The 25,105-nt window shown below is 63.7% G+C and carries 25 protein-coding genes; 8 read left to right on the forward strand and 17 right to left on the reverse strand.

The window, feature by feature from the left end; genetic code table 11:
* Positions 1 to 347 precede the first annotated feature (347 nt).
* Together AC2FAN_RS19535 and AC2FAN_RS19540 are read right to left on the reverse strand one after the other, a co-directional pair.
* Positions 348 to 1,001, reverse strand: coding sequence for a response regulator transcription factor (locus AC2FAN_RS19535; RefSeq protein ID WP_265055415.1), 654 nt, complete (start codon positions 999 to 1,001; stop codon positions 348 to 350).
* Positions 1,002 to 1,244: 243 nt separating this feature from the next.
* Entirely contained in the window at positions 1,245 to 1,502 is a 258-nt protein-coding gene (locus AC2FAN_RS19540; protein ID WP_485175956.1) for a hypothetical protein, read from the reverse strand.
* 207 nt (positions 1,503 to 1,709) lie between these two features.
* On the opposite strand from AC2FAN_RS19540, the gene AC2FAN_RS19545 reads away from it, so the two are divergent.
* From AC2FAN_RS19545 to AC2FAN_RS19555, 3 genes are all read left to right on the forward strand, one after another.
* Positions 1,710 to 2,687 carry a hypothetical protein gene (locus AC2FAN_RS19545; RefSeq protein WP_485175957.1) on the forward strand — a complete coding sequence of 326 codons (978 nt, stop codon included), beginning with the start codon at positions 1,710 to 1,712 and terminating at the stop codon, positions 2,685 to 2,687.
* A gap of 216 nt (positions 2,688 to 2,903) precedes the next feature.
* Entirely contained in the window at positions 2,904 to 3,035 is a 132-nt protein-coding gene (locus tag AC2FAN_RS19550; protein WP_485175958.1) for a hypothetical protein, read from the forward strand.
* A 346-nt stretch (positions 3,036 to 3,381) separates the two neighbouring features.
* Positions 3,382 to 3,792: a universal stress protein gene (locus AC2FAN_RS19555; RefSeq protein WP_265055419.1), complete on the forward strand. Its 411-nt coding sequence runs from the start codon at positions 3,382 to 3,384 to the stop codon at positions 3,790 to 3,792.
* Between the two features lie 100 nt (positions 3,793 to 3,892).
* On the opposite strand, the gene AC2FAN_RS19560 is transcribed toward AC2FAN_RS19555, so the two are convergent.
* The 10 genes from AC2FAN_RS19560 to AC2FAN_RS19605 all read right to left on the reverse strand — a co-directional run bounded on the left by AC2FAN_RS19560 (position 3,893) and on the right by AC2FAN_RS19605 (position 17,430).
* Entirely contained in the window at positions 3,893 to 5,089 is a 1,197-nt protein-coding gene (locus AC2FAN_RS19560) for a multidrug effflux MFS transporter (RefSeq protein ID WP_485175959.1), read from the reverse strand.
* 756 nt (positions 5,090 to 5,845) lie between these two features.
* A complete protein-coding gene (locus tag AC2FAN_RS19565; RefSeq protein ID WP_320109594.1) occupies positions 5,846 to 6,397 on the reverse strand; it encodes a lytic transglycosylase domain-containing protein in 552 nt (183 codons plus the stop codon).
* 656 nt (positions 6,398 to 7,053) lie between these two features.
* A complete protein-coding gene (locus AC2FAN_RS19570) occupies positions 7,054 to 8,211 on the reverse strand; it encodes a DSD1 family PLP-dependent enzyme (protein WP_485175960.1) in 1,158 nt (385 codons plus the stop codon).
* Positions 8,211 to 9,947 (reverse strand): hydantoinase B/oxoprolinase family protein, encoded by a 1,737-nt coding sequence (locus AC2FAN_RS19575; RefSeq protein ID WP_485175961.1) that lies wholly within the window; start codon positions 9,945 to 9,947, stop codon positions 8,211 to 8,213. Before AC2FAN_RS19575 ends, AC2FAN_RS19570 begins: the two co-directional genes overlap by 1 nt.
* Positions 9,947 to 12,019: a hydantoinase/oxoprolinase family protein gene (locus AC2FAN_RS19580; RefSeq protein WP_485175962.1), complete on the reverse strand. Its 2,073-nt coding sequence runs from the start codon at positions 12,017 to 12,019 to the stop codon at positions 9,947 to 9,949. The genes AC2FAN_RS19575 and AC2FAN_RS19580 overlap by 1 nt, the downstream gene beginning before the upstream one ends.
* A 30-nt stretch (positions 12,020 to 12,049) precedes the next feature.
* The gene (locus tag AC2FAN_RS19585; RefSeq protein ID WP_476807534.1) at positions 12,050 to 12,904 is read right to left on the reverse strand and encodes an ATP-binding cassette domain-containing protein; all 855 of its coding nucleotides are present in this window, start codon (positions 12,902 to 12,904) and stop codon (positions 12,050 to 12,052) included.
* Complete coding sequence (locus tag AC2FAN_RS19590) at positions 12,901 to 13,866, reverse strand: ABC transporter ATP-binding protein (RefSeq protein WP_485175963.1); 966 nt, start codon at positions 13,864 to 13,866, stop codon at positions 12,901 to 12,903. The genes AC2FAN_RS19585 and AC2FAN_RS19590 overlap by 4 nt, the downstream gene beginning before the upstream one ends.
* On the reverse strand, positions 13,863 to 14,747 hold the full coding sequence (locus AC2FAN_RS19595) for an ABC transporter permease (protein WP_485175964.1): 885 nt from the start codon (positions 14,745 to 14,747) through the stop codon (positions 13,863 to 13,865). The genes AC2FAN_RS19590 and AC2FAN_RS19595 overlap by 4 nt, the downstream gene beginning before the upstream one ends.
* Positions 14,744 to 15,688, reverse strand: a complete 945-nt coding sequence (locus tag AC2FAN_RS19600) for an ABC transporter permease (RefSeq protein ID WP_265055427.1) — start codon at positions 15,686 to 15,688, stop codon at positions 14,744 to 14,746. The genes AC2FAN_RS19595 and AC2FAN_RS19600 overlap by 4 nt, the downstream gene beginning before the upstream one ends.
* Before the next feature lie 182 nt (positions 15,689 to 15,870).
* Positions 15,871 to 17,430 carry an ABC transporter substrate-binding protein gene (locus tag AC2FAN_RS19605; RefSeq protein WP_265055428.1) on the reverse strand — a complete coding sequence of 520 codons (1,560 nt, stop codon included), beginning with the start codon at positions 17,428 to 17,430 and terminating at the stop codon, positions 15,871 to 15,873.
* Between the two features lie 146 nt (positions 17,431 to 17,576).
* Here AC2FAN_RS19605 and AC2FAN_RS19610 point away from each other — a divergent pair, with 146 nt between their 5' ends.
* Positions 17,577 to 18,470, forward strand: a complete 894-nt coding sequence (locus AC2FAN_RS19610; RefSeq protein ID WP_476807775.1) for a LysR family transcriptional regulator — start codon at positions 17,577 to 17,579, stop codon at positions 18,468 to 18,470.
* A gap of 168 nt (positions 18,471 to 18,638) precedes the next feature.
* Complete coding sequence (locus tag AC2FAN_RS19615) at positions 18,639 to 18,848, forward strand: cold-shock protein (RefSeq protein ID WP_485175965.1); 210 nt, start codon at positions 18,639 to 18,641, stop codon at positions 18,846 to 18,848.
* A 290-nt stretch (positions 18,849 to 19,138) separates the two neighbouring features.
* On the opposite strand, the gene AC2FAN_RS19620 is transcribed toward AC2FAN_RS19615, so the two are convergent.
* Entirely contained in the window at positions 19,139 to 19,369 is a 231-nt protein-coding gene (locus tag AC2FAN_RS19620; RefSeq protein ID WP_476807774.1) for a hypothetical protein, read from the reverse strand.
* 493 nt (positions 19,370 to 19,862) lie between these two features.
* Between AC2FAN_RS19620 and ligD the strand changes: the two genes are divergently transcribed.
* Both ligD and AC2FAN_RS19630 read left to right on the forward strand, forming a co-directional pair.
* Positions 19,863 to 20,777: a non-homologous end-joining DNA ligase gene (ligD, locus tag AC2FAN_RS19625; protein ID WP_265055373.1), complete on the forward strand. Its 915-nt coding sequence runs from the start codon at positions 19,863 to 19,865 to the stop codon at positions 20,775 to 20,777.
* Between the two features lie 136 nt (positions 20,778 to 20,913).
* Positions 20,914 to 21,879 carry a hypothetical protein gene (locus AC2FAN_RS19630; RefSeq protein ID WP_485175966.1) on the forward strand — a complete coding sequence of 322 codons (966 nt, stop codon included), beginning with the start codon at positions 20,914 to 20,916 and terminating at the stop codon, positions 21,877 to 21,879.
* A 78-nt stretch (positions 21,880 to 21,957) separates the two neighbouring features.
* Here the strand turns inward: AC2FAN_RS19630 and AC2FAN_RS19635 are convergent, their stop codons facing one another.
* Positions 21,958 to 22,245 carry a c-type cytochrome gene (locus tag AC2FAN_RS19635; protein ID WP_485175967.1) on the reverse strand — a complete coding sequence of 96 codons (288 nt, stop codon included), beginning with the start codon at positions 22,243 to 22,245 and terminating at the stop codon, positions 21,958 to 21,960.
* A 102-nt stretch (positions 22,246 to 22,347) separates the two neighbouring features.
* Complete coding sequence (locus AC2FAN_RS19640) at positions 22,348 to 22,695, reverse strand: hypothetical protein (protein WP_485175968.1); 348 nt, start codon at positions 22,693 to 22,695, stop codon at positions 22,348 to 22,350.
* 175 nt (positions 22,696 to 22,870) lie between these two features.
* Here AC2FAN_RS19640 and AC2FAN_RS19645 point away from each other — a divergent pair, with 175 nt between their 5' ends.
* Positions 22,871 to 23,656: an ion channel gene (locus tag AC2FAN_RS19645; protein ID WP_476807959.1), complete on the forward strand. Its 786-nt coding sequence runs from the start codon at positions 22,871 to 22,873 to the stop codon at positions 23,654 to 23,656.
* A 389-nt stretch (positions 23,657 to 24,045) separates the two neighbouring features.
* On the opposite strand, the gene AC2FAN_RS19650 is transcribed toward AC2FAN_RS19645, so the two are convergent.
* Positions 24,046 to 24,606: a hypothetical protein gene (locus AC2FAN_RS19650; protein WP_265055445.1), complete on the reverse strand. Its 561-nt coding sequence runs from the start codon at positions 24,604 to 24,606 to the stop codon at positions 24,046 to 24,048.
* Entirely contained in the window at positions 24,603 to 24,932 is a 330-nt protein-coding gene (locus tag AC2FAN_RS19655) for a Rap1a/Tai family immunity protein (RefSeq protein ID WP_485175969.1), read from the reverse strand. Before AC2FAN_RS19655 ends, AC2FAN_RS19650 begins: the two co-directional genes overlap by 4 nt.
* Positions 24,933 to 25,105: the final 173 nt, after the last annotated feature.

Below are 25,105 nucleotides of genomic sequence, written 5' to 3' on the forward strand. Positions count from 1 at the left end.
TTCCGCGAGCGGGAAGGACATTCGCGGGGGCGTTGGTACCGACTGGGATGCAAGTCGGGCGAGGCGACAAATCGTTAGGCGCCAGCAGTCCACATTTTGTGGACGATGCCGGATGGCGAGCGTAGCCTCGGCCCGCCGCTGAGATGCGGCCGAACGCCACCGGACAGCAACAGCCCCCCAGCCCAGCGCCGGTGGCGTCTTGCTGTCGCCACCCTTAGTGGATCGTCAGACGCACCGTTACGCGACGAGATAATTGCAGACTATCGAGACCTGGTGGCCTCCCTGGAGTTGGAAGCCCAGATCTGGGCAGATCGCGAGAGCAAGAGGGGAAGACACGCTAGAAAGGGTTAGCTGGACACCCGCAACGCTCGGGGGCGGACGAGGCCCAGCCGTTCCGCGCAGGATACGAGTTCGGCTACGGAGCGGACCTGCATCTTCTCCATCATCTTTTGACGATGCGCCTTCACAGTGCGCTCCGTCGTCCCGAGTTCGAATGCGACCTGCTTGTTCTTCTTGGCCCGTACGACGCGGTCAAAGACCTGCCGCTCGCGTGGAGTCAATTGATTCAGTCGAGCCATACCCGCGCGCGCCCAGACTTCCTGCTCCATGGTGAGCCGGTGTCGTGCGATCGCCCGGTCGATCGCCTCGAGGAATTCTTGGGGCTCGACTGGCTTGGTGAGGAAGTCTTCGGCCCCCGCCTTGATCGCGTTGACGCACGCCCGAATGTCGCTGTGCTCGGCCAGGAAGATAACCGGCAGACCAAAGCCGGCCTTGCTCAAGCGATCTAGAATGTCGGATGGAGCTGTGTCGCGAGCTTGCCTGTCGATGACGATGCAGCCTGCATTCTTATCATCCGGCAGCTGCCTAAAAATCTCTTCGGCGCTGCCATAACTCCGGGTTTTATAGCCGCTGGCCCGGAGCATGTTGTCGTTTTCGGCCCGAGATGCAGCGTCGCCGTCGACGATATAGATGAGAGTAGGCATGTAATAGATGGCTTCCATGCATTCCGCCTCTGCCGGCGGGTCTAAGAACGCGATCGCCCTTCCGTAAAGCAATCAAAGCCGCAAATGGCGCGGAAGGAAGTAGGTTACAGTTTGCAACGTGGGAGCGTCGCACGCAGGCATGCGTCCAATGCGATTTCGGGCCCGCCTCAGACGCTAAGCGCGTGGCGCGCCCATCTGAGAGGCTGCGGGCTTAATCAAAAAAGTCAGTCGACGGCTCGGGTCAATGCCCTCTCGCTGAGCCTATCCTGCCATGATGTCGCGATCTGCCCAGATCTGGGCTTCCAACTCTAGGGAGGCCATCAGGTCTCGGTAATCTGCAATCATCTCGTCGCGTAACGGTGCGTCTGACCTGGTCACGTAATCAAGCCCCACATGCGCCAATTCGTACGCCTCGCAAACGTCGAGAAAGTTTTCGCTTGCGGCCAGATCAAAACGGGCCCGCCAATCAGGAAAACGCATTTTCAGACGGGCGCGCCCGCGCTCCTCGATCCGGGTCATGATGCCGACCTCGATATGTGAGGGCGGGTCGATGCACTCCTTGCCCTTCACTGATTTTGGGCATGGCGCAGCGAGCCCTCAATTGACCTTAGGGACAGCAGGGGCGAGAGTTTGGCTGACTGGTTAGCGCTCTGCGTGTCACCGCGCTGTTGCACTAATTTCTCCATCTGTTCGAGATGGTGCGTGGTCACGCGGCCGGAGTGATTGATGATGCCGACGAGTTCCAGCAGTGGCTCAGTTTCCTGCGTTGTTCCTGGGATCTCTGAAGACGATATTCGTGCCCAACTGGGTCGCATTTTAGCAAGTGACGACTTTAAGGTGCCCGAGCGGGTGCGCCGGTTTCTGTCCTTTGTGGTTGAAGAGACGCTCTGTGGCCGGACAGACCGCATCAAGGCCTATGCGATCGCAGTCGAAGTCTTCGGTCGGGATGCAAATTTCGACGTCCTGGACGACCCCGTCGTTCGCATTGAGGCGGGGCGGCTCAGGCGCGGATTGGAGCGGTATTACCTGCTCGAAGGCAGTACCGACCCGCTTGTGATCGAGATTGCCAAGGGGGGCTATGTACCCAGCTTCCGCTGGCAATTGAACGATCAGATCGACCCTGCGCCGCTTTCACCATCCGATCCCGCGCCCGACGAACCACCCCGCCCGCAAATGGGCGCGCGGTTGAGGCGCCCTTGGCTCGTCGGCGCCACTTCAGCGCTCGCGATCAGCTCGTTGGTGGCCTTCGTGGCGATGGCGAACCGACCGGTCCCGGCTGCGCCAGTGAGCCCGGCACGGCTGTCACTCGTCGTGAAGCCCTTCGTCAACCTCACTGAGAAAGCCGAATTCGAGGTTTTCGCGGCAGGACTTGCCGACGATGTCATCTCGCATCTCGTTCCGAACGAAGAGCTGACGATCTTTCGCAGTCAGACTTCAGCTGCCTTGGAATCTTCCGCGTCCGCCGCACAAATCGATCGCCAGCTTGGCCGGCGGCATATCCTGGAGGGCGTGATCCGTGCAGGCGACGGCAAGCTCAGGATCACAAGCCGCCTGCTGGATGGGCAAACGACCGCGATCATCTGGTCGGGCATCTATGAAGCGGACCAAAATGCTGGCAGCGGCTTCGATCTCGAGACAAACATAGCGGCCAAGATCGCCGCATCCGTGAGCCTGCGCTTACGACCGCCGGCGAAGATGCAGTAGGCGCATTTGCGGATGCCCATTGGTTGGTCAATGCCCGGCTCACACTAAAGCTTTTTGAAAACACGGAGCAGCACAGCGACAGTGAAAGCTGTCTCCGTGCGGATCGCCGCAATCGGGTGCCCAAATCGAGGGTCCAAGGTGATCAAATCAAGCAGCAACTGGCCACCTCAGGCCAGCGCGACACCGCAGTGCCGAAGCGGTCATTGCGGAGCCTCCATGTTACAGCCCACAACCTCAAGCCGCTCATCGCTTGAGGTGCTGGACGCATTGGACGGCGATTTTGGACTGAAAGACGGCTGCGACCAGGAACGTCCTGCGAAGATGACGCTCAGCAAATCCGCTGAATGAACGTTGCCACCTGCGTCCCGCAAAGCTTGCCAGGTTCTGGGATGAACATTCCTTCTGGTCCTGCCGACATCATGGCCCGGATGACGTAGCCAGAATTGACGTTCATAAAATCAGATAGGACTCGATCTGCTTATAGATGAGGTCGTCAATTGCGCCGGGCTTGCCGTGCCTGCTCACTTGATGGAACCCAAGCCGGCTATCGGTGGCCCACATTGGACGCCCCCCATAAAGAGGCGCGCCGATTTATGCGATGTTGCCGTCGAACATAATACTGGCGGCCAACTTGGCCGCGAGCCGAACTCTCACAAAGCTACGGCATCGAGCAGATACCTACGGGAGAGGGCAAATGTACAAACACATTCTGATCGCCACAGACGACTCCGAACTTGCTCGCAAGGGTCTTGAACATGGCTTGGCGCTCGCCAAGCCGCTCGGGGCGAAAGTCACCGTTCTGACCGTTTCGGCGCCCCTGCGCCCGGAGTTGGCATCTGCAGCCCGTCAGCAGATTGATGAGTTCATCAAGGATCGCATTACTTCCATAGAGCAACGCGCGTCCGAAAACGGCGTCACGGTAGATCTGGAACACGAGATCGATGTCTCTCCAGCCGCGGCAATCGTCCGATTGGCCAAGCTCAAGGGCTGTGACCTCATCGTGATGTCCTCTCATGGCCGGCGAGGCATACAGAAAGTCGTGCTGGGGAGCCAGACGTCTGAGGTGCTGGCAAGTACAACTATCCCTGCACTGGTGATCCGGTAGTCGATCCTCCCAGCAGAGTGCGCGCGGAGTCCGACAGCGGCATCGTGCCCATGAAGCCTTCGGGCGCCGTGCAAAGGCGATGGGCGTCACGGCTGACCGGCTAGATCCTGGCCGCCCGCACGGCGGCGCTCGCCCTGAACAGCACGAGCGCGGCGACGCCGATCGCCGACATCACCAGGGGCAACGGCAGCGCGCCGCTCTTTAGCGAATGGCCGACGAGGAGGCCGACGCAGGCCGAAAACAACATCTGGCAGATCCCGGTGAAAGATGAGGCCGCCCCGGCGCGATCCGGGAAGGGCATCATCGCCGAGGCCTGCGCCTGCGGCATGGTCAGCCCGACGCCACAAGTGTAGAGCGCCATCGGCAGGACAACGCCGGCCACGCCGCCGAAACCGCCAGCGACGCAGACCAGCATGGCAAGGCCTCCGCCGGCGAGGCACCGCACGCCGAGCGCGATGACACCGTCCATGCCTTGGCGGGCGACGAGACGCTGCGCGAGGATCGTGCCGAGAATGAAGCCGAGCACGACGAGACTGAAGGACAGGCCATACTGGACCGGCGTCAGACCATGGATGTCGATCAGTACGAAGGACGAGCCGGAGATGAAGGCGAAGAGCCCGCCATACGCCAGCGCCGTCAGCGCGACATAGACGCGAAAGGCACGGCTCGCGAGCAGCGTGCCGAAGCCGCTGATGATGGAGACCAGCGAGAGCGGCTCGCGCGAGCGGCTCCGGATCGTCTCGGGCAGGAGGAACGTCACCATCGCCACCAGGGCAGCGGCGAAGGCCAGCGAGGCGACGAAGGTCGAGCGCCATCCGAAGGCCTGCTGCAGCACCCCGCCGAGCACCGGCGCAATCGCTGGCACCACCCCCATGATCATGCCCATGCGGGCCAGTTCGCGGCCGGCACGTGGCCCGTCATAGAGATCGCGCACCATGGCGCGGCTGAGCACGATCGGTCCCGACGCGCCAAGCGCCTGGACCGCGCGGGCGCTGGTCAGAGCCTCGATCGAGGGCGCGAAGGCGCAGGCCAGCGTCGCCACCAAGAAGATGCCGAGCCCCACCAGCAGGACCGGCCTGCGGCCGATCCGGTCGGAAAGTGGTCCCCAGAAGATCTGGCCGCCGGCGAAGCCGAACAGGAAGACCGACAGCGTCGCCTGCGCGCCGGCGATGTCGGTCTGCATCACCTGGACGATGTCAGGCAGCGAGGGCAGGTAGAAATCGGTCGAGAGCGGGCCGAGCGCCGTCAGCATGGCCAGCATGGCGGTCATCGCCAGCGTGTCGGGGCGCAGTTTCATGGAGGGGCGGCCTTGCGTGAACGGCAGGCGGCTGTCTAGGCCCGGCCCGTCAAAATGTCGATGATTGGCCGCCACCCAGCGGCCTCGTGCCCTTTGCTGCCTTTGGCGCATCTCGCGGGACGTGCGGTGGGCGCCCGGAGGGGGCCATCACAGCGAAAGGGCGTGGGTAATACCACGCCCTCGCTCCACAGGAGCTAATTCGCCGTTGGTTAGGCGATAAAGACTATCAGCAGATGAAAGAAGTCATCAGTTTTTTAGCCCTCCTTTGTGCCGCAAGGTGTCGGTGGACCCCTCTCCGCGCAGTAGAGGTGGATTCATCCGCGCGAAGCTCAATCTGCCTGAGACGTTACACCAACTACTGGGCTACGGCTCGTCCCCCGACATATGTACCTCCTGTCATTCACGTCGGCCGCGTCAGCTTGGCCGCGAACTTGTAGTAGGTCTAGTAATGCGGAGCGAAGCGGGATTGACGGCCTGGTTCTTCGAGAAGCCTACGCCCGTGGACCGTGGCATGCCGTTCTCCGACAGCCACTCGACGGAGATTACGGGCAATCGCGTTCAGACCAGCGACGAATTGGGATGCACCTTTCATCAGTGCCTCACTGCAAAGAACGTAGGAACGCCACCCATGTTCCAGATGCCGCTGTAAATCCGATGCCATGATGGCAATGCTGCTACCTGTCCGCATCCGGCAGTATCGCGGATCATCCCGATGAACGGAATCCCAAGCAGGACTCCTTCATTCCGATCAATCCACTAGCGAGTTGGAAGAACTCTGTCCGACGCGGGGCGGGGTTTGGCTAGCCGGGTATGGTCCTTGCCGAGGCCGGTCGCTTCGAGAAGCCCTTTCCGCTTGGCGTCGTAATAGTACCCGCTCCGATAGTATCGGTCGGCGCGGCTCGGGTCGCGATCTGCCACGAGCCAGGCTCCCCGCAGATATTTGAGGCCATAGGTGAGATTGACCTCGGGATCTAGCAACCCCGCTGCCGGGCCGGTGTAACCCATGCTGCGCGCCGTCGCGTGTTTGATCTGCATCAATCCAAAATGACCACCTTTCTGGGCGGTTGGGCGAAAGTTGCTCTCGCGCTTGACGATTCGCCGGACCAAATCCGAGGGGAGTTCGTAATGCGCTGACTGCTGTTCGATGATCCGGTCGATGCCTGCGCGCGGCGGGGCGCCTGGTGACCGAGGGTCAACGGACTGTTCGCTGGATGCCTCCCCGGACGTTTCGTCCGTAACGATGCAACCTCCAACCCCGGCAGACAGCAAGGTGATACCGGCTGCAACGAGACGTCTTTGCCACGGCAATCTTGGTCTCCATCAGCTGACGAACTGCTCACGGGAAACCAACTCTAGGCTTAAAGGCGGCGCTGGCCAATCCTGCTGCTTGGGTCGGGGCGCTGCTCCTCGACGCCATCCAGGGTGAAGACGTCGGGAAAGGTCGCCGTCCCCAGCGCGGTCGGCGACAAAAAGCACCCTCGACCTGATCGAGCGCGCGGAGTCCGACCGCTGCATCGGGCCATGAAGGCTTTTCGGGCGCCGTGCGAAGCGACGGGCGTCACGGCTGTAACGGGCAGCAGGGCAGCGAGACGGTCTTCAGGTGCGCGACCCGGATGATGGCAGTGGGGACGGTGCAGATGACGAATCTGACGAGACGGTTTCAGCACAGGCGAAGCTGGCTGACGCCCCCGCGGCAGGTGATGACAAAGCACCCTGTGAGTGATCGTCGGCTAACCTTGCCAAGTTCGATCTCGACGTCCACGGCTTGTCCGGGCGAGATGCGCAAGCAGCCGATATCTGAGCAAGGCATTGCTCTGTGGATAGGGGAGCGGCAACTCCCGCTCCGATCCGTCTACCGTTGCGCAAAACACCTTCTGTTTGGTCACGATGAGCTGCTTGGCGGCTGGCGGCTGCTTCGTAATGCCGAACGGTTTCCTACTCAACCGCCACCTGAGTTCGACCGATCAATCTGCGCGGCCCCGCCCCTCAACAGACCATAGCGCGACTAGCCTGTCCTCAGACACAACATGGAGGAAATCATGGAGGTTGATCGTCGGATCGCAATGCGGAACGGTGCATTCGACCACCGTTCCGATCGGAATCGTGCCATGGCCGGGCTCTGGCAGGATGCGGCCGAACTCGTCGCCGCACCATTCGATCCGGCCGGTCATTTCTTTGCCCCGGAACACGCGCGGCGGCGGGCCGTCGAGCGCAAAGCTCTTGCTGCCGCCGTCGGTGATTGCAAAGCCGGCCGAGCTGTGGCCCACCACCGTGACCGCAACACGCAGCGCCGGCCCGAATTCCGGCCCGCCTCCCCCGTAGATGTCGACCGGGTTGTAGGCCTCGTCCATGAAGACATAGGAGCCAGGCTGCACCTCGGTCAGCACTTGCGCCTGTCCGTCGAGCAGATGGCTGCCGGTCCCCCCGCCGGAGACGATGCCGGGTGCGAGATCGGCCTGTTTCAGCACCGCCAGCACCGTGGCCAGGATCCGGTTGGCTTCGTCATTGGCCGCGCGGCGGGCGCCGAAGTCGTCGATATGTTGGACACGGCCCTGATAGGCCTGCACGCCGACATAGCGCAGGCTGGGCTGGTCCGTGACGGCGCGTGCGAGCGCGACCGCCTCCTGTGCATTGGCGACGCCGCTGCGCTTCAGCCCGGTGTCGAGATCGACGAAGACATCGAAGCGCGTGCCGTGGCGTGCCGCAGCCTCGGCATAGGCCGCCACCAGGTCGAGCCGGTCGACCACGACGCCGATGCGCGCGCCTCGTGCTGCCGCACGCGCCAGCGCGTCGACCTTGGCCGGGCTGGCGATCGGTGCGCTCAGCATCAGGTCGCTGGCTCCGCCCTCGAACAGGGCCAGCAACTCCCCCGGCTTGGCGCAGCAGATGCCGGATGCCCCTGCAGCCATCTGCCGGCGCGCGATCTCGGCGCATTTGTGCGATTTTGCATGCGGCCGGAAGGCGATCCCGGCGCGTTTGCAGGTCTCGGCGAGCTTCGTGATATTGCGCTCGAAAATGTCGAGATCGAGCACCGCAGCCGGCGTCTCCAGCCGCGAACGGCTGCCGGGCTCGCCAATGAGTGGCTGGTTGAGCGCTGCCGCTCCGAAGGGTTCGAGGCTCATTAGCGCTGTTCCATCAGCTCGGCGCGTGTCTGCAGGGTGGCCGTCTGGTCGACGCTCGCGCCATCGGCGGCGAAGACCACGCCGTAGTCGCGCCTTGCGCCCGCGATCGTGACCTTGCCCTCCAGCAGATCGTCGGCAACGCGCCAGGGCTCGCGTCGAAGCGCATCGCCATAGCCGCCGCCGCCAGCTCCCGTCAGGCGGAAGATGTCGCCGCGTTTGGCGTTGAAGCTCTCCATCGGCATGGTCGGCAGGTGCTGCTGCGTGCCATCCGTCCGGATGAACAGATGCGCCGAAGGTGCGCCGGTGCCGCCGCCCTCAAAGCCGAAGGGCGGGTGGTCGCGCCGGTCGCCGCGCAAGGTGAAGCGCGCATCGGCCAGGAAGCGGAACTCGCGCACGAAGGCGAGCCCGCCGCGGAATTCGCCGGCGCCACCGGAATCCGGCACCAGCCCGTAGCGCAGCACCTCGACCGGCATGTCGGTCTCGACCATCTCGATCGGCTGGTTGGAGAGATTGGCGGCGGGGTTGGAGATCCCCTCGATGCCATCCTTGCCGGCGCGCGCGCCCCAGGTGCCGACCACCATCTCGTTCAGCACGAAGGGCTTGCCCTCATGCACGCCGCCGCCGGCCAGCAGATAAGGCCCGCCCTCCGAGCCGCCGATCGCGCGTTCGGGTACGATCTGCGCCAGTGCCTGCATGATCGCATCGAACACCCGGTAGCCGACGACGCCGCGCGCGCCGCAGGCGGCCGGATAGCGCGGATTGACCAGGGAGCCCTCCGGCGCGCGCACGGTGATCGGGCGCAGATAGCCCTCGCAATTGGGGATGTCCTGCTGCGACAGGCAGCGGATCGCGCAGAAGGCAGCCGATTCCGGCAGAGAGATCGGGCAGTTGATCGAGGCCGCGACCTGATCGGCCGTGCCGGCGAAGTCGATGTCGATCGTGTCGTCGGCAACCGTCACGGTGGCGACGATGGCGAGCGGCACCGGATGCTCGCCGACGCCGTCGATATAGTCGGTTGCCCTGTAGACGCCGTTGGGCAAAGCGCGGATTACGTCGCGCATCATCGCCTCGGCATGGTCGTGCAGCGCGTCGATATAGCGGTCGACCACGCTGGCGCCGTAGCGCGCGATCAGCGATCGCAGGCCCTCCTCGGCGACGTTGCAGGCGGCGATCTGGGCGCGGATGTCGCCGAGAACCTCGACCGGCGCGCGCGTATTGGCCTCGATGATCCGGAACACCGCATCGACCGGCTCACCCGCCTCGTAGAGCTTGAGCAGCGGCAGACGCAGGCCTTCCTGCTGGATTTCGGTGGCGTAGATCGCGACGCTGCCGGGCACGATGCCGCCGATATCGGTGTGGTGGGCGACGGTGGCTGCGAAACCGGTCAGGCGTTCCTCCACGAAAATCGGCTTCAGGATGTAGATGTCGGGCAGATGCTGGCCGCCGGAACCATAGGGATCGTTGGCGATCAGCACATCGCCCTGTTTCAGCGTCGCGCCATAGCGTTGCTTTACGAACTGCATGACGCGTGGAAAGGAGCAGAGCTGGATCGGCAGCGTCAGCCCCTGGGCGATCACACGGCCCTGCGCGTCGCAGAGCGCCGTTGAGTAATCCATGATGTCGCGCACCACCGGCGAATAGGCGCTGCGCATCACGATCAGCGCCATCTCATCGGCGGTCGAGGCGAGCGCGTTGCGGATCACCTCCAGTGTGATCGGATCGATCGCGTCAGTCATCATGCGGCCTCCAGCGCGATGTCGATGTTGCCGGCATCGTCGAGGCGGGCGGTCTGGTTCGGCCCCACGACGCAGGTGCAGTCATATTCCTCGATCACGAAGGGCCCGCGGCGTGGGAGCGCGTCGAGATCGGCGCGCCCGATCACTGCGACCGTGGCAGTCCCGGCCTCATCGAACGACACCGGCCGATCGATCCGGCGCTGGGCCGGCGCGGCAGCGAAATGCTGCGGCGGCGCGATGAGCGGCAGCCTTGCCGTCAGCCGCGCATTGACGAGATGAACCTGGTCCTTGTGCGAGCGGTGGCCATAGGTCCGCTCGTGCTCCTGATGGAACAGTTCGGCCAACTCGTCGAAGGCGAGGCGCCGCGCCGGCACGGTCAGCTCATAGGCTTGCCCGACATAGCGCAAATCGGCCGCAAACCTGAATTCGGCGCGCGCCAGATCGTAGCCTTCCAGCGCCAGAACCCGGCGGGCATCCTCGGTCAACTCGGCATAGAGCTCGGCCAAGCCGGCATCGTCGAGCTCGCCCGCTCTGCGGCGCGAGGGCCGCACGAACTCCTGCTCGACATCCGAGCGCAGCAGGCCGAGCGCACTGAAGACGCCGGCCGCGCGCGGGATCACCACGCGCCGGATGCCCAGCGCCTTGGCGACCTCCGCCGCCACGACAGGCCCGTTACCGCCGAAGGCGACCAGGGTCGAATGCCGGGGATCGCGGCCGCGATAGGTCGAGACTGCTTTCACGGCTCGCGTCATCGTGGTGACGGCCAGCGTCAGCACGCCGCGCGCCGTCTTGCTGAGGTCGAGGCCCAGCGGGCACGCCACCTGATCGTTCAGCGCGGCGCGTCCCGCATCGGCCTGCAGCGGAAAGCTGCCGCCGGCCAGCGCGACGTCGTTGATATAGCCCAGTGTCAGGAAGGCGTCGGTCAGCGTCGCCTGCTTGCCGCCGAGCCCGTAGCAGACCGGGCCGGGATAGGCGCCGGCGCTCTGGGGACCGACCGAGACCTGGTTCATCCTGTCGATTGAGACGATGCTGCCGCCGCCAGCCCCGATCTCCGAAACGTCGATGAACGGCATCCTGATCGGGTAGCCGCCACCCTTGACCAGCTTGCTGGAGAGATTGATGCCGGCGCCGACCTCGTATTCGGTGGTGCGGGCCGGCTCGCCATCCTCGATCAGCGCGGCCTTGGCGGTGGTGCCGCCCATGTCGAAGGAGATGATGCTCGGCTCATTGCCTCCCGAGACCAGCCGGGCGCAGGCGATGACGCCCGCCGCCGGCCCCGACTCGACCAGCGAGGCGGCCCGCTTCACCGCTGAGCCCAGCCGCATGATGCCGCCGCCGGAATGCATCATCTCGACCGGGCAAGTGACCCCAATCGAGGCCAGGCGCGTGGTCAGCGCGGCGGCATAGTTGCGCACCACCGGGCCGATATAGGCGTTCACGACGACGGTCGAGGTGCGCTCATATTCGCGGATCTCGGGCAGGATCTCCGAACCCCGGCAGATATAGACGTCGTCGCCGAGTTCCTCGCGCAGGATCGCCTCGGCCGCGATCTCATGGTCGGGATTGGCATAGGCGTGCAGGAAGCTGATCGCGACCGCCTCGACCCCCTCGGTTCGAAATTGCGCGGCCGCTCGCCTGACATCCTCCTCGTCGAGCGGTATCCGAACGGAGCCGTCCGGCCCGAGCCGTTCACGCACCTCAAGCCGCAGATGTCGCGCGGCAAGGGGCTTGGGCTTGTCGTATTGTAGGTCGTAGAGCACCGGAATGCGCAGTCGGCGCATTTCGAGAACGTCGCGGAAGCCCTCGGTGGTCAGAAGGCCGGTGCGCGCGCCCTTGTATTCCAGGATTGCGTTGGTCGCGACGGTGGTGGCGTGGACAATGCCGGTGATGCGGTCGGGCGACGTCTCATAGTCCGCAACTAGCCGGCTCAGCGCTTCGGCGATGCCCCGACTGTAATCATCGGGCGTCGAGGGCACTTTGCGGGTCTCGATCAACCCGTCGTCGCGGGCAATGACGATATCGGTGAAGGTCCCACCGATATCGATGCCGATCCTGTAGCTGTGCTGCGCCATGGGTTTGGTCTCGTGAGGTCGGAGGAGAGATCAGCCGACGCTTTCGCGGGCGGGACTAACTAGGGTCGCCGCCATGTGGCCGCGACGCCCCTTGATGCCTTTCGGCACGGCGGCGATCAGGAGCTGCGTGTAGGGGTGGGACGGCGCGTCGAGCACCTCGAGGCACGGCCCCTGCTCGACGACCTTGCCCTTGCGCATCACGATGATCCGCGAGCACAGCGTGCGCACCAGCGCGAGGTCATGGCTGATGAAGAGCAAGGTCAGGCCGAGCTCACGCGTCAGCCGGCTCAGCAGGTTGATGACCTGCGCCTGCAGCGAGACGTCGAGCGAGGAGACCGGTTCGTCGGCGATCAGGATGTCCGGTTTCATCGCCAGTGCCCTCGCCAGCCCGACGCGCTGTCGCTGGCCGCCCGAAAGTTCATGCGGCAGGCGTGGCGCGAGCTCCGCGCCCAGCCCGACCAGCGCCAGCATCGCCAACGCCTCGTCTTCGCGCTCAAGCTTCGGTATGCCGCGCAGCGCCAGCGTCTCGGTCAGGCAGCGGCTCACCGTCTTGCGCGGATTGAGCGCGCTGCTCGAATCCTGGAACGCCATCTGGATGCGCCGCCGCCAGGGACCGCCATGGTCGCGCATCAAGGCTGACAGTGGCTTGCCGTCGAGCAGCACCTCGCCCGCTGTCGGCCTGATCAACCCCACGGCGATGTTGGCCAAGGTCGATTTGCCAGAACCGCTTTCGCCGACGATGCCGACGACGTCGCCGCGTCCGATCTCCAGCGAGACCCCGTCGAGCGCCACAAAACGCGTGTCGCGGCCGAGCAGGCGGTCAAAGGCGCTGCCCTGGGCATAGGATTTGGTGATGTCGCGCAGAGACAGGATCGGGCCGGTCATTGCGGCCTCCAGCAGGCGAAGCGGCGGTCGGCTTCAAGTTCCAGCGGCGGCATCTCCTCGGCGCAGGCCTCGACGACACGCGGGCAGCGCGGCGAGAAGGGGCAGCCCTGCGGCATGCGGCCCAGACGCGGCGGCGCACCCTCGATCGCCACCAGCGGGCCAACAGGGCCGGTCAGGCTCGGCACGCAGGCCTGGAGCAGGCCGGTATAAGGGTGGCGGGGGCTGAGCTCGATAGCCTCGACGGGGCCATTCTCGACGACCTTCCCGCCATACATGACCACGACGCGGTCGACGATCTCGGCGACAAGCTGGAGGTTGTGCGAGATGAAGATGACGGCGATACCGAGATCGCGCCGCAGCTCCGCGATCAGGTCGACGATCTGGGCCTGCACGGTCACGTCGAGCGCCGTCGTCGGCTCGTCGGCGATCAACAGGCGCGGGCGGCAGGCGATCGCCATCGCGATCAGGGCGCGCTGGCGCATGCCGCCGGAAAATTCGTGCGGATACGCATCGAGCCGCTTGCCAGCATCGCGGATGCCGACGCGCTCCAGCGATTCGGCCGCGATCCGCCGGGCCTCACCGGAGGAGACCTGCCGATGGGCCCGTACGACATCGGTGATCTGCCGGCCGATGGTCAGCGCCGGGTTGAGCGAGCTTTGCGGATCCTGGAACACCATGGCGATGTCGCGGCCGCGAATGGCGCGCATGCGGGCCTCGTCGACGCCAAACAGATCCTGCCCGTCGAACATCACGCGCCCGCCGGTGGTGCGCGCCGGAGCGCCGAGCAGGCGCATCACCGCAAGCATGCTCAGGCTCTTGCCGGAGCCGGATTCGCCGACGATGCCAACAGCCTCTCCTGCCGCGACGGCAAAATCGACGCCGCGGACAGCCTCGATGACGCCGCCCGACGCGTCGCGAAAGCCAACGCGAAGGCCCTCGACACTGAGCAGGGGCCCGTTCATGCGACCAGTGTCCTGGCTTCGCTGCGCGGATCGAACAGCTCGCGCACCGCGTCGCCGAGCAGGTTGAAGCCGATCACGGTGATCGAGATCGCCAGCCCCGGAAACACCGGCAGCCACCATTCGCCGGAATAGATCGCGCTGCGCGCATCCGACAGCATCGAGCCCCAGCTCGCCTGCGGCGGCTGTACGCCGAGGCCCACGAAGGAGACCGACGCTTCGACGACGATGCCGATCGCGACCAGCAACGTCCCCTGCACAATGATCGGCGACAGGCAGTTGGGCAGGATGTCGCCGGTGACGATCTCCCAATGCGTCGCGCCCTGGAGAGAGCGTGCTCGTACGTAATCGGCGCCGACGACGCGGCTTGCCACTGCATAGGTCACGCGGGCGAAGACCGGCGAGAACAACACCCCGATCAGCAAGACGATCTTCACCTCGTTGGGCAACACCAGCGGCCCGACACGCACCGGCCCGACGCCGAGGATGCCGACGATCGCGATCGCCCAGACCAGCAGGGGAATCGAGGCGACACCGTCAACAATGCGCATCACGAGCTGCTCGCCAAGTCCTGCCTTGTAGGCCGAGAAGAGCCCCGCCGAGACGCCGATCAGCGCTCCGATGACGACGGCGCCGATGCCCACGGCCAGTGAAGCCCGCGCGCCGTAGATGATTCGGCTCAGCACGTCCCGACCGGCCTGGTCGGTGCCGAGCCAATGCGAAATGTCGGGTGCCAGCAGGCGATCCTCGATGCTCAGCGCGACGGGATCGTAAGGTGCGACCAGCGGCGCGAAGATAGCGGCGCCGAGCATGACGACGACGATCATACCGCCAAGCCAGCCGGTCCAGTCGATCAGGCGCAGCGTCGACGAAAGCCCCCTCATGCGGTGACCCGCTGGCGTGGGTCGAGCACGCGGTTGACGAGGTCCGCGGCGAGGTTCGCCAGCACGAAGATCACCGTGAACAGGAAGACGATGCCCTGGAGCAGCAGGAAGTCGCGCTGCGAGATCGCGTTCAACAGAGCGCGCGACAGGCCGGGCACGTTGAACACCTGCTCGATGATCAGCGCCCAGCCGAACATGTAGCCAAAGGACAGGGCGGCCAGGTTCACCACCGGCGGCAGCGCGTTGATCAGCGCGTAGATCACGACTCTCGGCGAGGACAGCCCCATCGCGCGGGCGGTGCGGACATAGTCCCCGCGCAGCGTCTCCTGCAGGCTGGCCTGGGTCATCCGGGCGAGCACGGCGACATAGTAGACAGCGAGCGAGACCGACGGCATCAGGATGGTCTGGAGATGGGCGCCGAGGCCGGCGGAAAGCGGCGCATAGCCACCGGGCGGCAGCCAGCGCAGATCGACCGCGATGAAGCGGATCAGCACGATGCCAAGCCAGAAGGCCGGCACCGACAGCCCCAGCACCGACAGCAGCCGCGCCCCGCGATCGAACACGCCGCCGGGGCGCAGCGCCGCCGCGATCCCGATGCCTACACCGAAGACGAGCGCAACCGCGAAGGCGAAGAGCACGATCGACAAGGTCACCGGAAGCGCGTTGACGATCTCGGTGCCGACATCGCGGCCGGTCACGAAGGACCGTCCGAAATCGCCATGCAGGATGTCGGAAAGCCAGGCGCCGTATTGCGTCAGGAAGGGGCGGTCGAGCCCGTTCGCCTGTTCGAACTGCGCCAGCTGCGCGGCGGTCGCATCCGCACCGAGCACGATCCGGGCCGGAGAACCCGGACCGGCCCGCGTCAGGGCAAACAGCGCGAAGCCGACGAAGAGCAAGGTGCCGATGGACGAGACGATCCGGCCGGCGACGAGGCGAAGCATGGGCAGTTGTGTCCTAAAGCTTGGTGACCAGCGGCCAGATCAGGATGGGCCCCGGAACCGGTGCCGTTATCCGGGGCTTGACCCGGGATCCATCACAGGGCGCGACGATCCCCTATGATGGACCCCGGATCTCCGCTTCGCTGCGTCCGGGATGACGGCGGTTCTGGAGTTCGAGCTGGACCCTAGAGCTTCACGTCCCCGACGCTCATCGTCAGCGCCTGGTTCACCGTGAAGTCCTTCACGCCCTGCCGCCAGAGATTGGAGGCGTGGACGAAGCCGAGCACGCCGATCGGCGCGTCGCGGGCCAGGATCGCCTGCATCTTGCCGTAGAGGTCCTTGAGCTTGGCCTCGTCGGTCTCGGCGAAAGATGTCGCCATCAGCGCATTGAGCTCGGGGTTGTCATAGCCGGTGCTCTTCGACAGGAACTGTCCCGGCATCACCGTGTTGGCGATGATGTAGGTCGCCTCGCCCGGCGACATGAAGACCTGCATCGCCATCTGGTGCTCGCCGCGCGCGATCTGCTGGATCAGCACCGAGAACTCGTAGACCTTGAGATTGATCTTCACGCCGATCTTGGCGAGTTGCGCCTGCAGGAAGATCGCCGCGTCCTTGGTGTCGAGCAGATAGGGCTCGGCCTGGATCGAGATGTCGATCTCGGCGCCGGTCGGGTATTTCGACTTGGCCAGGAACTCCTTGGCGCGGTCGAGATCGAAGCCGAGCTCCTTGTCGGCCGCGGCATTAAACCACCAACCGCGGGGCGGCGCGAGCACGGCGGACGGATCGAGCAGCCCGTAATAGACCTTGTCGCCGATCGCCTTGCGGTCGATGGCGCAGGATAGCGCCTTCCGAAAGTTGAGATCGTCGAGCGGGGGCTTGAGGTTGTTGGTGAACATCAGCAGCGCGCCGCCCAGCGTCGGGCGCGAGGCGCCGGTGACGCCCGGCATGGTCTTGAGGCGGTTGAATTCACGCGCCGGCGGCGCGCTGATGATGTCGACCTGGTTGGTCAGGAGATAGGCGACGCGCGTCGCATCCTCCGGGATCATCTTGACGACGAGACGGTCCCAAGCCGGCAGGCCCTTGCGCCAGTAATTCGGATTCTTCTTGAAGCTGATATAGTCGTTGGGCTTCCACTCCTCGAACATGCCGAAGCCGGTGCCCATGCCGACGGGCTTGGACTTGAAATAGTCGTCGCCATGCTCCTTGCGCGAGCCGGCGGGGAAGACGCCCATGTATTTCGTCAGGAAGTAGACCCACTGGCCATAGGGCTCGGACAGTTCGACCTGGACCTTGAGCGGATCGAGCACCGTCACCTTGGCGATCTTGGTGAAGAGCGGCCGGCGCAGCGCCTTGTTGTTGGCGTCGAGCAGGTAGTCGAACGAGTATTTCACGTCCTCGGCCGTCATTTTCTTGCCGTTGTGGAACGTGACGTCGTCGCGCAGTTCGAAGGTGTAGGTCTTCTTGTCGGCCGAGATCGTCGGCAGGGCCTTGGCAAGCTGCGGCTTCAGCACGCCATCGACATCGAACTCGACGAGGTTCTCGAAGACGGTCTGGCCCAGCACCATCGCGTCATGATTGAGCTGGTTGATCGGGTCGATGGTGATCGGATTGCTCGGCAGGACGATCGTCAGCGTCTTTCCGGCGTTCGGCTGGGCGTGGAGCAGGCTGGACGGCAACAGCGCGGCCAGCGCGCCACCGGCACTCGCTGTTAGAAATTGTCGGCGATCCGTCGGTAGATTGACCATCGAACATCCCCTTTTGGCTGGCGAAGCCTTGGCAGTGCGCATCGTCGGACGTGGCGCTCAACGGGGGGAAGCGTAACACCCGCGCAAAGACCAATGAAAATAAGAACTCTTGGCGTCTCGATAGCCGCCCACTATCGTCTTTGCCCATGCGCTACACCTTCGGTCAGGCCGAGGCATTCTATTGGGTGGCCCGGCTCGGAGGGTTCCGCCCCGCCGCAACGCATCTCAATCTCGCCCAGCCCACCGTTAGCCTGCGCGTCAAGGAGCTGGAGCGCATCCTCGGCGGAGAGTTGTTCGACCGCGCGCTGTACCGGCCGGTGCCGACGACGTTGGGCAGCGCGATCTATGCCGATGTCGAGCGCATGCTCGCCCACGCCGATCAGGTCCAGCGCCGCTCGAAGGACGCGCTGCCGGGTCGCGGCCTGCTGCGCATCGGCGCCGCCGACTCGTTTGCGGCGCTGATCCTGCCGGATCTGCTGGCGGCGTTGGCGGCTCGCCACGCGGCCTTGCAGGTCGACGTCACCGTGGATTTCAGCACGCGGCTGGAACAGCTCCTGCTCGATCGCTCGATCGATATCGCGTTCCTGTCGCAGCCGCGCGCGCATGAGGGCATCACCATCGTGCCGCTCTGGCTGATCGATCTCGTCTGGGTCATCGGCAAGGACCTGCCCTTCGACGGCGATGTCGCCACGCCGGAGAATCTCGTCGATCTGCCGATCTTTACCAATAGCTCGCCCTCGGGCCTGTTCACCACGATCCAGATGTGGTTCGGCACGAAAGGGCTCAAACCCCACCGCATGAACACCTGCAATCCGCTGACTGTGATCGCCAGGCTCGCCAATGCCGGCACCGGCGCGGCCCTGATCCCGCGCGAGATGATCAGGGTCTCGGGCGACGACCTTGCCCTGCGTGTGCTCGAGACCAGGCCGCCGATCCCGTCCCACAATCTCTGCGCGATGTGGTGGGACAATGAATCCGCCGCCGAATGCGGCTATCTGGCCGATCTCGCGCGCGAGATCTCGACAAAAGCTGAGCTGTGAATGGTGCATTGCGACCTCGCCCCTTCCAATCGCAGAGCGCCCGTACCCGAACTTCAGGAAGTCTTAGGGGGGAGATTGACGGGCTTGCGTCTCCTCCCAGGCACCTGAGGGGTTGCGTCAGAACGCGCCGGCATTGAAAATGCTGCGTCTTACTAGGTGTAATCTGCGATGGCGACCGGTACTGTGAAATGGTTCAATGCGACGAAGGGATTTGGCTTCATCCAGCCGGATCAAGGCGGGCAGGATGTCTTTGTGCATATTAGTGCCGTGGAGCGAGCGGGTCTGCGCGAGCTGCGCGATGGTCAGAAGGTGTCGTTCGAGCTTGCCCAGGACAAGCGCTCAGGTCGCACCTCGGCAGATCAGCTTCAAACCCTCTGATCGCCCAGCCAACGATGTCGAGGCCGCACTCCGCCAGCAACTCCTAGACATCGCGATAGCTCAAGGCGAACCGCAGATAGAGCCACAAGGCGTGCCTGATAATCTCGCGCGCGAACTGGTGACGGGCGTAGGAAATCGGCTGCATGCCCCCTACCCTAACCTGCCAGGTTCAAATCGCCCATTCCCGTGACAATGCCCTTCATTCTACTGCCGATCAGGAAGCGAGCTGCGGATGTACCGGCAGCACCGATCGAGCGGTAATCCACGACAGGGCGCCAGCAGGGCAAAACTCAGCCCCTTGGGCCGCGTTCGTTCGGCTTCTTCACGGCGGTGTCACTATCAAGTTCGTCGAGGGAAACCGCTTCGCCATCGTCGTGGGTTTCCTCCCAGCGATCCACCGCGGCCAGCAGGAGTTCGTACTCGGGGGGAGCCGGGCTACCGGGTTCGATCTTGCCGATTGCGTCGAGCCGGCGTGCAGCGTCGCGATACTCGTCTATGTTCTTCAGGAACAGCTTTCTCACCGAACAACCTCGTCGTGGCGCGGACTTTCAGCGCCAACGAGGGCGCGTCCCAACAGTTCCGACGCGGAACGATTCTATCGTCCGGCCGTGGCTGCCAATCCGGAGCGCCATGCGTTGAGCCCCTTCAACGACGTCGTCGATATCAGGCGACTGGCTATAAAGAGGGCCCGTCCCATCGCGGAAGGCCAATCTGGGCCAATACGCCAAACTGTTAGGGTCCGAACAATCTGCCGGATTACCTCCAGAGGGCGAAAGAATAGCACTCCCTACTTTAGTTCAGACCCCGTAAAAGGAGGTTTAGACCACTGCAGCGGAACGAAACATTCCGCCCGTCTTTTACAACTCTGTTAGTTGCGGAGGTTGTATAATGTGTGACTGTCGGGCTGTCAGAGGCGCGCCTGCAGCGGATATCGTCCAAGACCCGCTCGCGCGGCGGCGGGAAGCCGAGCGCGATCAATTTGTGGACCCGATGCCGGAACGCGTTGAGCCTTGTTTGGCGCTGCTCCAAAGCAAACCTCCAGCCGGCAACGACTGGGCTTTTGAGGTGAAGTGGGACGGCTACCGGCTCGCCGTCCATATCGGGCCTGGCAAGAAGGTGCAGATCATCACCCGAGGCGGCCACGACTGGACCAATCGCTTTCCGACTATCGCAAACGATGCGCTTGAGTTCGGCCTGGACAGCGCCATCCTCGATGGCGAGGCGGTCATGCTCGACGAGCGCGGCGCTTCCGACTTTGGCGCCCTGCAGAAGGCCCTTGGCGGGCGGGGCGGCAAGCGATCGGCTGCCAGCGCGATGCTCTACGCGTTCGACCTGCTCTATCTCAACGGCCGTGATTTGCGCGCGCTCCGCCTCGATGAGCGCCGGGCGATGCTGGAGGGTGTACTCGCCTACCAGCCGCATGGCTCGATCCGGCCCAGCAAGGAAATCAAGACGGAAGGCGCTCCGTTTCTTGAGCTCGCAGGTGAGTTCGGCCTGGAAGGAATCATCGCGAAACGCCGCTCGGCTCCGTATCGCTCGGGGCGCGGCGGCGACTGGCTAAAGGTGAAGTGTGTGCAGTCGGAAAGCTTTGTTATCGTGGGTTATGAACCGTCCACCGCTGCGCTCGGCGGCATCGGTCGATTGGTGCTGGCTGCTCGCAAGGACGGAGCGTTGGTCCATGTCGGGGGCGTCGGTACCGGCTTCAGCCACGCCAGCGCGACGGCACTCCGCAAGCAAATGGACGAGCTCGTTATCCCGAAGCCGGCGCTCAGCGTGAAGGGAAGTCGCCAGGCCTATCGCTGGCTCACGCCAGCTCTGGTCGCAGAGGTCGAGTTCCGAGCGTGGACAGACGATGGCAAGCTGCGGCATGCATCGTACAAGGGCCTGCGCGAAGATGCCGAGGCGGCTGAGGTCACTGAGCTGCCCTGAAGCCTGATGGGGCTTACCCACGTCCTTTCCTTGGCACGGCCTATTTCTGCGGAGGTGCCGGCTCGTCAGCTCTTCTCAGCGTGCCTTCGCCGAAACCGTACGATGGCGCCTCTTCGATTTCGCATCTGCCGATCACATGGTGCGCGTCGTCCGGGCCGCGCACGCGGTAATGCTGCTCACCATTACAGTTCGGCAAAAGCTGGATGATCTCGAAAGGGCCAGGGCGGAGCGCACCGGCAAAATTGCGCTGGAGATCGACAAAATCACCTATTTGGTATTCCGTCTCCATCACGATTTTTTCCCTCTGCCCTCAGACTTAGGTCAGGCGATCCGGACCGGCGCTGAGGGGAGCGCCAACGCCCTTCATCGAGCGAATCCTTATAGACCTTCACGGCGTCCGCGAAACCGCCATCTCGCGCTCTTCGTCGCTGTTGTTGGTGAATCCCATCCGATCTTTGGCCTGGTCCAAAGCGGCGCTCAGTTCGTCTTCGCGTTGTATCACCAATCGGCTCATGGGCGATTAATGGGCTCAGTAAAACTTCGTTCCGCTCCGAGTTCCCAGCAATCTGCTGTGCTCGACATGGGCGGCCCAACCTTCGTCGCCGATGAAGGTCAGGTGGATTTGCGGAAGGCCGGAGGCAGGCGTCGCGAGTTTCAGCCTGACCATCTGTTGGTGTCACCTGGCGGACGCCGTTGGCGTGGCCCCCGCGTGCATTTGAATGACCCACATCCAATAGGAAGGCTCGGCGCCCGGGCCTTGCTGCTAAACAATCGTGCCGACATAGAGCCCTGTGCCCTAGCGGCCGTTCGCCTGCGCGCAACGACGGCCGCTTTCGCTACCGTTCCGCCTCAGCGCGGCAAGCAATCAATCTCGACGCTTTCGAGCAGATCTTCAACACGCTGCGCCCGCACGGTTCGCTCGGATACCGCGCCAGAAGTCTTCGCGCCCGCCATGACCGCGCGGGCGGCCGACGCTGGGATCGTCATCTGGCTCTATTTCGCCCGCCGGGACAAGGACCCCCTTGGATTAGCAAACGCTGGCACGGGCATGATTATTTGGGTTGGAGGCCGAGCGATCCTTTATTGGCTTGTTGGTCGCTAGATGTCGAGCACGACACGTGCGCCGCCATCACAACCTTAGATTGCCTCTGGACCTCAAGAATGAAAGGTGAGGGCCCGCTTATCGGATCGGGAGCGCCGCATAATAGGCAGAGAGCGCAGCGATTTCCGCTGTCGTCATCGCACGCGCCATATAGCGCATCTCCTTGTGCTGACGCTTTCCCAACCGAAACGCCATTATCTGATTGAAGAGGTAGCGTTCATTCTGCCCGGCCAGATGAGGCACTTCGGTATCTCGGGCGATGCCATCTTCGCCATGACAAGCGGCGCATTGCTCCACGGTGGAGTGCCTCGGTTCGGCGAGTGCTGGAGCGGCGATCAACGCCATCGCTAAGGTCAGTCGAAGCATCACCTTGATTTCTCCCCGCTTGTTCCATCCGCCGAACCGGCCGCGATGGGATGCTCGGCAGTAGCAATCGCCCGCGTCCCCGCTTCCGGCCAGATCTTCGCGCTAGCGCTTCCGACCCTGCCCCTTCCCTCGGGCCGCTGCAATGACGGCCGGCTCCGCTGTCGGCGCCGCCCGGCGTTTAACCTTCTTATCCTTCATGGCATCGGTATCGGCGAGCACACGGTCCACAGCAATCGCCGCCTCCGCTCGCACATCGTCGGCGTTGGCCTTCTGCTGCTCTATTGAAACGGCATCTACGATTGAGACGGAATGGCGGCGTCCAAGCTTCGCCAGCCTCACGACCGGCTGGCCGCGGTTCACGAACTCGACGCCTGCGGCCTCTAGTGCCTTTGGAATTCGGTGCACGACATCAAGACCGCTGGTGAGTGTACTCGCTCCACGCTTTTCCATCTCTGCTGCCGCCGCGCTGCTTCGCAACAGGAGCAAGCAATGAAGAACGTGATAGGAATCGCAACGCTGATTGCATTCGTGATGCCAACAATTGCAGACGCTGCTAGTGCCGCCGCATCGGCCCGTTAATCGCGATATCGGTGCCACGTCGCCTTGCGGTATTGAGTGGATGAAAATGACCGCCACGCCGCCGTTCCGACGCGCTCAGGTATTGATCCGCCAGCTCTACGAGGGCGACTCGCGCCGGGCGCACCAATTCCGCTATACGCTGCTCGCTTTCGATCTGGTCACGCTGCTGTTCATCGTCGCGACCTCGTTCGTTCCGGGCAACGCCGTCACCGAGACGCTCGATGTCGTGTTCGGCCTCGTCATCCTGGCGGACTTTGGCGCGCGCCTGCTGATCAGCCGCCACCGCCTGCGCGACCTACTGCGCCCGACCACATTGGCCGACATCGCGGCGATCACGTCATTCCTCGCGCCACTGGTGGGCGAGGGCGCGGGCTTCCTGCGCGTCGTACGCACTTTGCGGCTGCTGCGCAGCTACCAGCTGCTGGCGCGGCTGCGTCGCGACTCGGCGTATTTCCGCGACAACGAGGAGATCATCATCGCGGTCGCCAATTTCGTGGTGTTCCTGTTCGTGATGACCGGCTTCGTCTACGAGACGCAGCACGCCAGCAATCCGCACATCATCAACTATGCGGACGCGCTGTATTTCACCGTCACGGCGCTGACCACCACCGGTTTCGGTGACATCACGCTGCAGGGCACCACCGGGCGGCTCATCTCGGTCACCATCATGATCTTCGGCGTGACGCTGTTCTTCGGGCTGGCCAAGGCGGTACTGCGTCCGAACAAGGTGCGCTTCCCCTGCCCGACCTGCGGCCTGCTGCGTCACGATCCCGACGCGTCGCACTGCAAGGCCTGCGGGCAGGTGCTGAACATTCCGTACGAGGAGGAATAGAGCTTTTTGGGCTGATCGCCGCTAGTGCGGAACGGAACAAGACTCAACGAATAAACCCTTGCGCGCCCTTTCCCCTAGCCCGCCCGAGGGCAACGTTGGCAAGCGCGCGGCCATCGATCTCGTCATCGCTTATGGCGACGCTCCCGACGTCATTGCCGCCATGCGCGGGCCGTCCTAGGCGATGGGAGCCCGGCCCAATCTGTGAGCTGGAACGGGCAGCAGGGCACCGAGATGTCTTCACGTGCGCCAACATGGCGCCTGGCCAGGGAGCTATGAGCCGCGTCACCCACGCGCTGATCCGCGACGTGCCGCGGGCGAGCCGCTCGTCCCAGATCCCGGAACTCCAGAAGAATGCGGACGGGTCGGGGCGATGATCGCACTCGTCTCGGTCATTTGTCGTCGAGCCGGTCGAGCGTCCGCAATGCCGCAATCATTAGAAACTTGCGGAGTACGTTTGCCGAAAGCTCGGATTTCAGGTCGACCCGTTTGGCGAACGCGGCAAGATCAGTGTCCTGATTGAACGTAAACGCCAGACTGATGAATACGGCTGCCTCTGCCGAACGCGCATTGTTCGCTTGAGCCTGCTGAAGCAAAGTTATCTTTTGGAGGCATTCGGAAAACGTTTCCTTGAGTTGATACCGCGCCCATTCCTTGGTCGAGACCAGACGGGTTATTCGATTGATGTCAGACGTTTTGGATTCCGCAGTTACCCATGCATCCTCGGCGGGCGTGTTGGTCGGCACGACGTCGAGGATTTCGCGACAATAGGCCTCGACCAGTCGCGACAGTTCCACCCGGTTTACGGGGCTAAAAGGTTGCTTAAAGGCAAACCCGAATAGGTCGCCTTGCGCCGAACCGGGCGCAGTCGCCTGCGAATAAGCCGCTGTCGTTGCTGCGGTCGCCAGAGCGGCGAACATCAGGCCGGCAAGGATGGTCGGACGGCTCGTCATGGGGCAGCCTTGCACGGCCACGCGCTGCGCAGTGCCGCTGTCGCCAGTATAGCAAAGGGCTCATGCTGTCTGGCGGGCAGCTGGTCGATATACGCCACGACGACGCGAGCTACTTCGGCGATATAGACGCCATCGAGCTCGCAACTCTTTGGGTCGACGAAGACAATCCCGGCAGAGAAGCCGCCGCAATATCCTTCGTTGAAAGTAGCGAGCGGACCTCTTTGACTGGCGTTTCCAAACGCACGGCAGCGGGACAGCAATTTATTCTCCGACAGCCCTTGGGCGGAGCCCGTCTCAACGCTCAATGCCGTGATGAGAACAGCCATCGACAACCAAAACATCGCCCACCCCAACAATCGCCTCTCGCATATGTCGCCAGGACATATTTATTTTTCATGCTGCGGGACGGCGCTCCGCGTTCAGCCGGGTCAGCAGCGCGTCGCATATTATGTCAGCAACGACAGATGTGATCTATATCAGAAGGTTAGGTATAAATATG

The sequence above is a fragment of the Allobosea sp. RIT-PG3_2 genome (assembly GCF_057321085.1).

What these genes read in the sequence shown, in the direction of transcription:
- AC2FAN_RS19645 (WP_476807959.1), top strand. Translation starts at nt 22,871, where the DNA reads ATGACCGCCACGCCGCCGTTCCGACGCGCTCAGGTATTGATCCGCCAG.
- AC2FAN_RS19560 (WP_485175959.1), bottom strand. Translation starts at nt 5,089, where the DNA reads ATGAAACTGCGCCCCGACACGCTGGCGATGACCGCCATGCTGGCCATG.
- AC2FAN_RS19580 (WP_485175962.1), bottom strand. Translation starts at nt 12,019, where the DNA reads ATGGCGCAGCACAGCTACAGGATCGGCATCGATATCGGTGGGACCTTC.
- AC2FAN_RS19650 (WP_265055445.1), bottom strand. Translation starts at nt 24,606, where the DNA reads ATGACGAGCCGTCCGACCATCCTTGCCGGCCTGATGTTCGCCGCTCTG.
- AC2FAN_RS19605 (WP_265055428.1), bottom strand. Translation starts at nt 17,430, where the DNA reads ATGGTCAATCTACCGACGGATCGCCGACAATTTCTAACAGCGAGTGCC.
- AC2FAN_RS19610 (WP_476807775.1), top strand. Translation starts at nt 17,577, where the DNA reads ATGCGCTACACCTTCGGTCAGGCCGAGGCATTCTATTGGGTGGCCCGG.
- AC2FAN_RS19570 (WP_485175960.1), bottom strand. Translation starts at nt 8,211, where the DNA reads ATGAGCCTCGAACCCTTCGGAGCGGCAGCGCTCAACCAGCCACTCATT.
- AC2FAN_RS19590 (WP_485175963.1), bottom strand. Translation starts at nt 13,866, where the DNA reads ATGAACGGGCCCCTGCTCAGTGTCGAGGGCCTTCGCGTTGGCTTTCGC.
- AC2FAN_RS19575 (WP_485175961.1), bottom strand. Translation starts at nt 9,947, where the DNA reads ATGACTGACGCGATCGATCCGATCACACTGGAGGTGATCCGCAACGCG.
- AC2FAN_RS19640 (WP_485175968.1), bottom strand. Translation starts at nt 22,695, where the DNA reads ATGGAAAAGCGTGGAGCGAGTACACTCACCAGCGGTCTTGATGTCGTG.
- AC2FAN_RS19555 (WP_265055419.1), top strand. Translation starts at nt 3,382, where the DNA reads ATGTACAAACACATTCTGATCGCCACAGACGACTCCGAACTTGCTCGC.
- AC2FAN_RS19550 (WP_485175958.1), top strand. Translation starts at nt 2,904, where the DNA reads ATGTTACAGCCCACAACCTCAAGCCGCTCATCGCTTGAGGTGCTGGAC.
- AC2FAN_RS19535 (WP_265055415.1), bottom strand. Translation starts at nt 1,001, where the DNA reads ATGGAAGCCATCTATTACATGCCTACTCTCATCTATATCGTCGACGGC.
- AC2FAN_RS19600 (WP_265055427.1), bottom strand. Translation starts at nt 15,688, where the DNA reads ATGCTTCGCCTCGTCGCCGGCCGGATCGTCTCGTCCATCGGCACCTTG.
- AC2FAN_RS19630 (WP_485175966.1), top strand. Translation starts at nt 20,914, where the DNA reads ATGGTGCGCGTCGTCCGGGCCGCGCACGCGGTAATGCTGCTCACCATT.
- AC2FAN_RS19655 (WP_485175969.1), bottom strand. Translation starts at nt 24,932, where the DNA reads ATGGCTGTTCTCATCACGGCATTGAGCGTTGAGACGGGCTCCGCCCAA.
- AC2FAN_RS19635 (WP_485175967.1), bottom strand. Translation starts at nt 22,245, where the DNA reads ATGCTTCGACTGACCTTAGCGATGGCGTTGATCGCCGCTCCAGCACTC.
- AC2FAN_RS19585 (WP_476807534.1), bottom strand. Translation starts at nt 12,904, where the DNA reads ATGACCGGCCCGATCCTGTCTCTGCGCGACATCACCAAATCCTATGCC.
- AC2FAN_RS19545 (WP_485175957.1), top strand. Translation starts at nt 1,710, where the DNA reads ATGATGCCGACGAGTTCCAGCAGTGGCTCAGTTTCCTGCGTTGTTCCT.
- AC2FAN_RS19615 (WP_485175965.1), top strand. Translation starts at nt 18,639, where the DNA reads ATGGCGACCGGTACTGTGAAATGGTTCAATGCGACGAAGGGATTTGGC.
- AC2FAN_RS19540 (WP_485175956.1), bottom strand. Translation starts at nt 1,502, where the DNA reads ATGACCCGGATCGAGGAGCGCGGGCGCGCCCGTCTGAAAATGCGTTTT.
- AC2FAN_RS19595 (WP_485175964.1), bottom strand. Translation starts at nt 14,747, where the DNA reads ATGAGGGGGCTTTCGTCGACGCTGCGCCTGATCGACTGGACCGGCTGG.